Source organism: Pseudomonas sp. IT-P171, from assembly GCF_949767765.1.
Taxonomy (GTDB): Bacteria; Pseudomonadota; Gammaproteobacteria; order Pseudomonadales; family Pseudomonadaceae; genus Aquipseudomonas; species Aquipseudomonas fluorescens_B.
The window spans coordinates 83644-92045 of record NZ_CATKQN010000013.1; the positions used below are offsets into that span (position 1 = coordinate 83644).

Annotated in this window: 8 protein-coding genes; 3 read left to right on the forward strand and 5 right to left on the reverse strand. The window is 57.8% G+C overall.

Annotation, left to right across the window (positions count from 1 at the left end; genetic code table 11):
- Positions 1-35: 35 nt before the first annotated feature.
- The 3 genes from ACM6I5_RS13355 to hemJ all read right to left on the reverse strand — a co-directional run bounded on the left by ACM6I5_RS13355 (position 36) and on the right by hemJ (position 2537).
- Entirely contained in the window at positions 36-1013 is a 978-nt protein-coding gene (locus ACM6I5_RS13355; protein ID WP_414884042.1) for a DUF805 domain-containing protein, read from the reverse strand.
- A gap of 93 nt (positions 1014-1106) precedes the next feature.
- On the reverse strand, positions 1107-2075 hold the full coding sequence (locus ACM6I5_RS13360; protein WP_414879255.1) for an NAD(P)H-dependent flavin oxidoreductase: 969 nt from the start codon (positions 2073-2075) through the stop codon (positions 1107-1109).
- 33 nt (positions 2076-2108) lie between these two features.
- The gene (gene hemJ / locus ACM6I5_RS13365) at positions 2109-2537 is read right to left on the reverse strand and encodes a protoporphyrinogen oxidase HemJ (RefSeq protein WP_017341087.1); all 429 of its coding nucleotides are present in this window, start codon (positions 2535-2537) and stop codon (positions 2109-2111) included.
- Between the two features lie 135 nt (positions 2538-2672).
- Between hemJ and argC the strand changes: the two genes are divergently transcribed.
- The gene (gene argC, locus ACM6I5_RS13370) at positions 2673-3707 is read left to right on the forward strand and encodes an N-acetyl-gamma-glutamyl-phosphate reductase (RefSeq protein ID WP_414884043.1); all 1035 of its coding nucleotides are present in this window, start codon (positions 2673-2675) and stop codon (positions 3705-3707) included.
- 167 nt (positions 3708-3874) lie between these two features.
- Positions 3875-4225: an iron-sulfur cluster insertion protein ErpA gene (erpA, locus tag ACM6I5_RS13375; protein WP_007906865.1), complete on the forward strand. Its 351-nt coding sequence runs from the start codon at positions 3875-3877 to the stop codon at positions 4223-4225.
- Between the two features lie 73 nt (positions 4226-4298).
- Here the strand turns inward: erpA and ACM6I5_RS13380 are convergent, their stop codons facing one another.
- A complete protein-coding gene (locus ACM6I5_RS13380; RefSeq protein ID WP_414884044.1) occupies positions 4299-5390 on the reverse strand; it encodes an anhydro-N-acetylmuramic acid kinase in 1092 nt (363 codons plus the stop codon).
- 3 nt (positions 5391-5393) lie between these two features.
- Positions 5394-6812, reverse strand: a complete 1419-nt coding sequence (locus ACM6I5_RS13385; protein WP_414884045.1) for a peptidoglycan DD-metalloendopeptidase family protein — start codon at positions 6810-6812, stop codon at positions 5394-5396.
- 211 nt (positions 6813-7023) lie between these two features.
- Between ACM6I5_RS13385 and tyrS the strand changes: the two genes are divergently transcribed.
- Positions 7024-8223, forward strand: a complete 1200-nt coding sequence (tyrS, locus tag ACM6I5_RS13390) for a tyrosine--tRNA ligase (protein ID WP_414884048.1) — start codon at positions 7024-7026, stop codon at positions 8221-8223.
- Positions 8224-8402 lie beyond the last annotated feature (179 nt).

The following is an 8402-nucleotide window of genomic DNA, read 5'->3' on the forward strand; positions in this document are numbered from 1 at the left end:
CCGGCGACGCAGGTGTCACGGGCGGGGAGCGCTGTTCATTCTTTCGCAGAGTCTACAGTGGCCGGGGCTTCTTCGGCTTCATCGTCTGTGGAATCCGGTACTTGTTCCGCCTCTTCGGCGGGCTCGGCTTCCACTTCGTCGGTGGTTACCGAGCCGCTGTCATAGCTGGTTTCGGCCGCGTTTTCGTATTCTTGCTGGATTGCACTGAAGCCACCCGCCAACAGACCAACAAAGCCGAGGGCAATGACCACGACCCACAGCGAAGACAGCACTTTGACTGCCGTGGTGTTCGGCGGTGGTGGAGGGCCGTAGCGATTGGCGATGTTGGTGCCTGGCACGCACATGATCACGAACGGAAAGAAACTGCCCACGAATGGCACGAGATTCAGCAACCAGAGCCAGCCGGACCAACCAATATCGTGTAGCCGTTGAACGCTGATCTGAATGCTGACGACTGCGATGGCGATGCACAGGAAAAATGCCACCAGGCCTCCGACAATCAGGCCTGCGGTGGAATCGCTGCTGATCAGGGCGATGGCGAAAATCGCCACGACCGACCCGATACCGAGCATGACCAGCGTCAGGACCATGGTCCAGGCCAGATAACGCAAACGGCCGATGCGTCCTTCGACGCTGAATGGCTTGAGCGTGGCGAACTGCGGCAAGCTTTCACCAACGGTGGCCCGCGGCGGTGCGTAGGGAGACTCGGGGTCTGCGAATACTGGTTGGCTGCTTACGGCGGCGTGGTGTTGAACATCGTCCAGGTTCAGTTCAATCGAGGGTTCGGCTTCGATACGGGCATCGATGCCGGTTTTCGTCAGCGCCTGAAGGTAGGTTTGCGCCTCTGTCTGCGACAGGTTTTGCTTGAGCGTTACGGTCTGCCCGGTGAACAGCCGTTCGATGGCCGCCACTTCGCTTTTGTACAACGCCGCCAGATTGAGTTTGGCGGTGGTGATTTCAACGCCCGGCAGCAGAGCGCCGTCGAATACGATCTTGAAACGGTTGTCGCTCATTGCGAGGCATCCTTGTCGCGAGTGTTTGAATAGTTAAGGTGCTGCGAGCACGGAGTGTAAGGCCAGCCGAGGATGGCTGGCCAAATTTTCCTGTCAGCGTGGCCAGCGTTTCGGCAGTTGTGCCGCCAGTTCCAGCGCCTTGCGGTATTCAGCGTCCAGCCGGGCGACCAATTGATCCACGCTCGGCAAATCATCGATTTCTCCGACGCCCTGGCCGGCGGACCACACGGTTTTCCAAGCCTTGGCTTCATCGCTCAATGGCTTGAGCTTGGAGCCGAAATTGACCTCGCCCTTGTTTTGCAGCGCCGCCATGTCGAAACCGGCCGCTTCCAGGCTCTGACGCATAAAGCTCGCCGGTACGCCCGACACGGCCGGTGTATGGATGATGTCTGCCGCTCTGGCGTTCAGCAGCATCTCTTTGTAGGCGTCAGGCGCATGACTTTCAGCGGTGCCGATAAATCGTGTACCGAAGTAGGCCAGATCCGCACCGAGCAATTGTGCCGCGAGTATCTCGTGGCCATGATTGAGGCAGCCGGCCAGCAGCAGGGTCTTGTCGAAGAACTGGCGGATTTCGGCAATCAGCGAAAACGGGCTCCAGGTTCCCGCGTGTCCGCCGGCGCCCGCGGCCACGGCAATCAAGCCATCAACGCCCGCTTCGGCGGCTTTCTCTGCGTGGCGTCGGGTCGTTACGTCATGGAAGACCAGGCCTCCATAACTGTGGACGGCATCGACCAGTTCTTTCACGGCGCCGAGGCTGGTGATCACGATCGGCACCTTGTGCTCGATGCAGATGTCCAGGTCCGCCTGCAGCCGTGGATTACTGTTGTGGACGATCAGGTTCACGGCATAGGGCGCGGGGTTGTCCAGTGTCGCCAGGCCAGCCTCGATTTCTTCCAGCCAGGCTTTGAAACCGCTGCTCTCGCGCTGGTTCAGCGCGGGAAAGCTGCCCACTACGCCATTACGGCAGCAGGCGAGTACCAATTGTGGATTGGAAATCAGGAACATCGGCGCTGCCACGACGGGCAGGCGCAAACGTTGTTCGAGCAAAGCGGGCAGCGACATTGGAAGTACCCCGGTGAGTGTTGCCGATTGAAGTTAGAACGGCCGAACGACGACCAGAATTACGATAGCCAGCAATATCAGAACCGGCACTTCATTGAACCAGCGATAAAAGACATGGCTGCGGGTGTTCTCGCCACGGGCAAAACGTTTCACCTGCGCGCCGCACATGTGGTGGTAGCCGATCAGGATGACCACCAGCGTCAATTTGGCGTGAATCCAGGCGCCTTGACTGAATATGCTTGGGTTCAGCGCAATCAGTGCAATACCGAAAATCAGCGTGGCGATCATCGCCGGGCCCATGATGCCGCGGTACAGCTTGCGCTCCATCAGGCTGAAGCGTTCTTTGCTGACAGCGTCTTCGCTTTGGGCGTGATAGACGAACAGGCGCGGCAAGTAAAACAGGCCGGCAAACCAGCAGACCATGCTGATGATGTGAAGCGCTTTGAGCCACAGATAAAGCATTTTTAGTTATTCCCAGGTTCACGGTAGCGAAGATAGTAGAGGGTAGAGCGTCCGCACGTCACCTTGCCGGTTGTCGCAGGACGATACGGGCCCTATTATCGACGGCTTTCCAGTGGGTTCGTTGAGGGCAGGTTTATGGTCAAGGTCGGTATCGTCGGCGGCACGGGTTACACCGGTGTCGAACTGCTGCGTCTGTTGGCGCAGCATCCGCAGGCAGAAGTGGTGGTGATCACTTCCCGATCCGAGGCCGGTCTGGCCGTGGCTGACATGTACCCGAACCTGCGCGGTCATTACGATGGCCTGGCGTTCAGCGTTCCGGACATCAAGACCCTGGGCGCCTGCGACGTGGTGTTCTTCGCCACGCCTCACGGTGTCGCCCATGCGCTGGCCGGTGAACTGCTGGCGGCCGGGACCAAGGTCATCGACCTGTCGGCAGACTTCCGTCTGCAAGACGCTGACGAATGGGCCAAGTGGTACGGCCAGCCGCACGGTGCGCCGCAGCTGCTGGAAGAAGCGGTCTACGGCTTGCCGGAAGTCAATCGCGAGCAAATCAAACAGGCGCGCCTGATCGCCGTGCCAGGTTGCTACCCGACCGCTACGCAACTGGGCTTCCTGCCATTGCTCGAAGCCGGCCTGGCCGATACCACTCGCTTGATCGCTGACTGCAAATCCGGCGTCAGCGGTGCCGGTCGTGGCGCTTCCGTAGGTTCGCTGTACTCCGAGACATCGGAAAGCATGAAGGCCTACGCCGTCAAAGGTCACCGTCACTTGCCGGAAATTCGCCAGGGTCTGCGTCGCGCAGCAGGCAAGGACGTCGGGCTGACTTTCGTTCCGCACCTGACCCCGATGATTCGCGGCATCCACTCGACACTCTATGCGACGGTCGTGGATCGCTCGGTGGATCTGCAGGCGCTGTTTGAAAAGCGTTATGCCAACGAGCCGTTCGTTGATGTGATGCCGGTAGGCAGCCATCCGGAAACCCGCAGCGTACGCGGTGCCAACGTTTGCCGTATCGCCGTGCATCGTCCGCAGGACGGTGATCTGGTGGTGGTGTTGTCGGTAATCGATAACCTGGTCAAAGGCGCGTCGGGTCAGGCAGTGCAGAACCTGAACATCCTGTTTGGACTGGATGAGCGTCTGGGCCTGTCCCACGCCGGCATGTTGCCGTAAGGTTTATCCCGCTCAGTAAAAAGGCCCGTCGAACGGGCCTTTTTGCATTTCCTGCCGGCAATCGGGTTTATTGATATACCGTAACAATAGTTGACCAATTTTCTAGGAGAAGCGGATAATGCGCGTCATCACGCATTATGGCGGCGTAACGCCGGGAGATAGTTAGCATGAGCGTCGAATCCTTCACCCCCACGGCTTTGCAATTCACCCACGGTGCCGCGCACAAGGTGAAGAGCCTGGTCGATGAAGAGGGGAATGATCGCTTGAAGCTGCGCGTATTTGTTACGGGCGGCGGTTGTTCAGGTTTTCAGTACGGCTTTACCTTCGATGAAGAAGTGGCCGATGACGACACCATCGTCGAGCGCGAGGGTGTGAGTCTGGTCGTCGATCCGATGAGCTTCCAGTACCTGGCAGGCGCCGAGGTGGATTACCAGGAAGGTCTGGAAGGTTCGCGTTTCGTCATCAAGAACCCGAACGCCACCACCACGTGTGGCTGCGGCTCTTCGTTCTCGATCTGATCGCGCTTCACCGCATGAACAAACGCCGCATGACCTCAGGGTCATGCGGCGTTTTGCTGTCCGGGGTTCTGCTTCAGGCGGGGTAGATGGCGCCGAGTATGCGCAGGCCGCGGGCACCGGTGACGCTTGGGCGGTTGGCGGCGATGCCTTCGAGGCAGCAGTGGGCCAGCCAGGCGAAGGCCATGGCCTCTACCCAGTCGGGGTCAACGCCGTGAGTGGCTGTGCTGCTGACTGTCGCGTCAGGCAGCAGGCTGGCCAGCCGCTTCATCAATGTGGCGTTGTGTGCGCCGCCGCCACAAACCAGCAACTCCCGGGTATCCGATTGAGCGCTTTGCAGCGATTCGGTAATGGTCAGTGCGGTCAGTTCAAGCAGCGTTGCTTGCACGTCTTCGGCGGCGAAGGGCGGCAGCGTTGATAAATGCTGTGTCAGCCAAGGCAGGTTGAACACTTCACGACCCGTGCTTTTCGGGCCTTTGGTCAGGAAGAACGGATCGTCAAGCAGCGCTTTCAGCAGAACAGGTTCGATCTTGCCGCTGGCGGCCCATTGGCCGTTGCGATCAAAGTTTTCGCCACGTTGCTGATGAATCCAGGCGTCCAGCAACACATTCCCCGGGCCGCAGTCGAAGCCCGCCACAGGTTTGCCGGGCTCGATCAGGCTGAGGTTGCTGAAACCGCCAACATTCAATACCGCGCGGTTGCCGGCCTGTTCTTCAAACAAGGCTTCGTGGAAGGCCGGAACCAGCGGGGCGCCTTGACCGCCGGCCGCCACATCGCGGCTGCGGAAGTCGCTGACTACCGTGATACCGGTCAATTCTGTCAGCAGGGCGGGGTTGCCGATTTGCACCGTGAAGCCGCGCGACGGTTCGTGGCGAATGGTCTGGCCGTGGCTGCCAATCGCGCGAATGTCTTCGGGTTTCAGGTTCTGTTCATCAAGAAGGGTATGAATGCCCTGCGCCGCCAGCTTTACCCAATTCTGCTGGGCAATGGCTGAGCGGGCAATTTCGTCCGGGCCACTGGCGCACAAGCCAAGCAGCTCGCTGCGCAGGGAGTCAGGCATGGGAATGTAGTGCGTGGCGATCAGCTTGATCGCTGGCGCTATCTCGACCAGCGCGATATCCAGGCCATCGAGGCTGGTCCCGGACATCACACCTATATAGAGCGTCATGGCTTAGCGCTTGCTCGAAGCCAGTTGGGTGGACTTCTCTTGGTCCATGCGCGCCATCAGCGGCTGACTCTGCGCGAGGAAGCGAGCGCGTTCCGCTTTGGAAATCGGATCGGCCATCGCCACCTTTTGACCCAGCGGATCAACGTGCACACCATTGACCTGGAACTCGTAGTGCAAATGAGGGCCAGTAGACAGACCGGTAGTACCGATGTATCCAATCACTTGGCCCTGCTTTACAGAACTACCGGTCCGGACGCCTTTGGCAAATCCCTGCATGTGGCCATACAGTGTGCGATAGGTGTTGCCGTGCTGAATGATCACGGTGTTGCCGTAGCCGCCGCGGCGACCGGCCAACAACACTTTGCCGTCGCCGGCAGCCTTGATTGGCGTACCGCGAGGAGCTGCGTAGTCGACACCTTTGTGGGCGCGGATCTTGTTCAGGATCGGGTGCTTGCGACCCATGGAAAACTTGGAACTGATGCGAGCGAAATCTACCGGTGTACGAATAAACGCTTTGCGCATGCTGTTGCCGTCAGCAGTGTAGTAGCTGCTGTTGCCTTGTTTGTTGGTGTAGCGCACGGCGGTGTAGGTCTTGCCGCGGTTGGTGAAGCGCGCTGAGAGGATCGGCCCGTTACCGACGGCCTTGCCGTTGACAACCTTTTGTTCGTAGATCACGTCGAACTCGTCACCCTGGCGAATATCCTGGGCGAAGTCGACGTCATAGCCAAACACGCTGGCCATGTCCATGGTCAGGCTGTGCGACAGGCCGGCGCGAGCGGCAGATTGTGACAGCGAGCTGTTGATCACACCATGAACGTAGGCTGAGCGCACGGTAGGCTTGGCGGTGATTCTGTTGAATACGTAACCCTTGTCATTCTTGGTCAGCGTGATGCTTTCGAGGTCACTGACCTTGCTGTGCAGGTTGGTCAGCTGGCCTTCAGGGCTCAATTCGAATTCGAGTTTCTGGCCATGTTTCAGCTGGCTGAACTGCTTGGCTTGCTTGTCGCTGGCCAGTACTTCATGCACCGACGCAGCTGGAAGTCCGACTTTTTCGAACAGCGTAGAAAGCGTATCGCCTTTGGCGACGATCACTTCCCTGTGGTTGGGTGCCTTCTTTTCCTCGACCACTGGCACAGGTGCGGCCTGAGCGGTTTCCGGGGTGTCTTCGGCGCTGTTTTCGATTTGCGCGAAAGGGGACGTTGCGGACTCATTTGTGGCTTGGGCCGCTTCGGCGGCGTCTTGATCTTGTGTCAGTTGTTCAGCAGGGCTTTCCAGTTCAAGACTCAGAGTCGTCTTTTTGGCTTCTACATCACTGGAAGGAAATACCAGAAGCGCCAGGCTCAGAAGGGCGGCGATGCCACTTGCTGCGAGCAGGTGGGTCTTCGGGTAAAGCGGTGGCGCTTTAGACGATTCTTTGGTCATAGGTAATTTTGACTTTGAAAAAGATGAATTGGAAAAGATGAATGACATGATGAAGATGAAATAACTGTATAAAATATAACCAAATCATCTCTGAAGCAAGTCCGTGGTCACTCTGCCAGCGGATTGGCGTCATTGCGCCGGCCAAACTTTGTATTTGACGCGCGATCTTGTATGGTTGGTTCCCTTTGAATTCGAGCCTTGCGGGTCTGTTATGAAGTCGGTTGAAGAGCAGCTAGCGCTGATCAAACGTGGTGCGGAAGAACTGTTGGTCGAGTCCGAGCTGATCGAAAAGCTCAAGCGTGGCCAGCCGCTGCGTATTAAGGCAGGCTTCGATCCGACCGCGCCGGATTTGCACCTGGGTCACACTGTGCTTATTAATAAGCTGCGTCAGTTCCAGGAGCTGGGGCATCAGGTGATCTTCCTTATAGGTGACTTCACCGGGATGATCGGTGATCCAAGCGGCAAGAGCGCAACGCGTCCACCACTTACCCGTGAGCAGGTTCTCGAGAATGCCGAGACCTACAAGACTCAAGTCTTCAAGATTCTTGATCCGGCGAAAACCGAAGTGGCGTTCAACTCCACCTGGATGGACCAGATGGGGCCGGCCGACTTCATTCGCCTGACATCGCAGTACACCGTTGCGCGCATGCTCGAGCGTGACGACTTCGATAAGCGCTATACGACCAATCAACCCATTGCCATTCATGAGTTCCTTTATCCGCTGGTTCAGGGTTACGACTCGGTCGCCTTGCGCGCGGACGTCGAGCTGGGCGGCACCGACCAGAAGTTCAACCTGCTGATGGGGCGTGAGCTGCAACGTGCTTATGGTCAGGAAGCTCAGTGCATTCTGACCATGCCGTTGCTCGAAGGCCTGGATGGCGTAAAGAAGATGTCCAAATCGTTGGGCAACTACGTCGGTATTCAGGAAGCGCCGGGTGTGATGTACGGCAAGCTGGTTTCCATTCCGGATGCGCTGATGTGGCGTTACTTCGAATTGCTCAGCTTCCGCTCTATGGACGAGATCAATGCATTCCGTGCTGATGTCGAGGCGGGTGCCAATCCGCGTGACATCAAGATCAAGCTGGCCGAAGAGATCGTTGCACGCTTCCATGGCGAGGAGGCTGCAGCCAATGCTCACCGTGCGGCGGGTAACCGTATGAAGGACGGGGAGCTTCCGGACGATCTGCCGGAAATCGAATTGACTGCTACCGAAGATATGCCGATCGCGGCTGTCCTTAATAAAGCCGGCCTCGTGAAGAACTCGGCGATGGCGCGTGATCTCCTGAATTCTGGCGGTGTTCGTATAGATGGTGAGGTTGTCGATCGCACCTTTATATATGTACTGGGTGCTACCCATGTTTGCCAGGCCGGGAAGAAGGCATTTGCGCGGATTTCGCTTAAATCCGAATAAGGCTGAAATAAGGGGTTGACGGCAGATTCTGGAAGTCTATAATTCGCCCCACTTCCGGCGCAGTCGAAACGGAAAACTCCTTGGTAAACAACGAGTTACGAAGTTTTCGGCAGCGAGTTGCTTCAGTTCATCGAAGCCCAGAAGGAGTTGGTCAGGCAGTGTGTTGTCGCTTGATTGAT

Coding starts and splice junctions, on each gene's coding strand:
- ACM6I5_RS13380 (WP_414884044.1), bottom strand. CDS start 5,390: ATGACGCTCTATATAGGTGTGATGTCCGGGACCAGCCTCGATGGCCTG.
- ACM6I5_RS13360 (WP_414879255.1), bottom strand. CDS start 2,075: ATGTCGCTGCCCGCTTTGCTCGAACAACGTTTGCGCCTGCCCGTCGTG.
- argC (WP_414884043.1), top strand. CDS start 2,673: ATGGTCAAGGTCGGTATCGTCGGCGGCACGGGTTACACCGGTGTCGAA.
- erpA (WP_007906865.1), top strand. CDS start 3,875: ATGAGCGTCGAATCCTTCACCCCCACGGCTTTGCAATTCACCCACGGT.
- tyrS (WP_414884048.1), top strand. CDS start 7,024: ATGAAGTCGGTTGAAGAGCAGCTAGCGCTGATCAAACGTGGTGCGGAA.
- ACM6I5_RS13385 (WP_414884045.1), bottom strand. CDS start 6,812: ATGACCAAAGAATCGTCTAAAGCGCCACCGCTTTACCCGAAGACCCAC.
- hemJ (WP_017341087.1), bottom strand. CDS start 2,537: ATGCTTTATCTGTGGCTCAAAGCGCTTCACATCATCAGCATGGTCTGC.
- ACM6I5_RS13355 (WP_414884042.1), bottom strand. CDS start 1,013: ATGAGCGACAACCGTTTCAAGATCGTATTCGACGGCGCTCTGCTGCCG.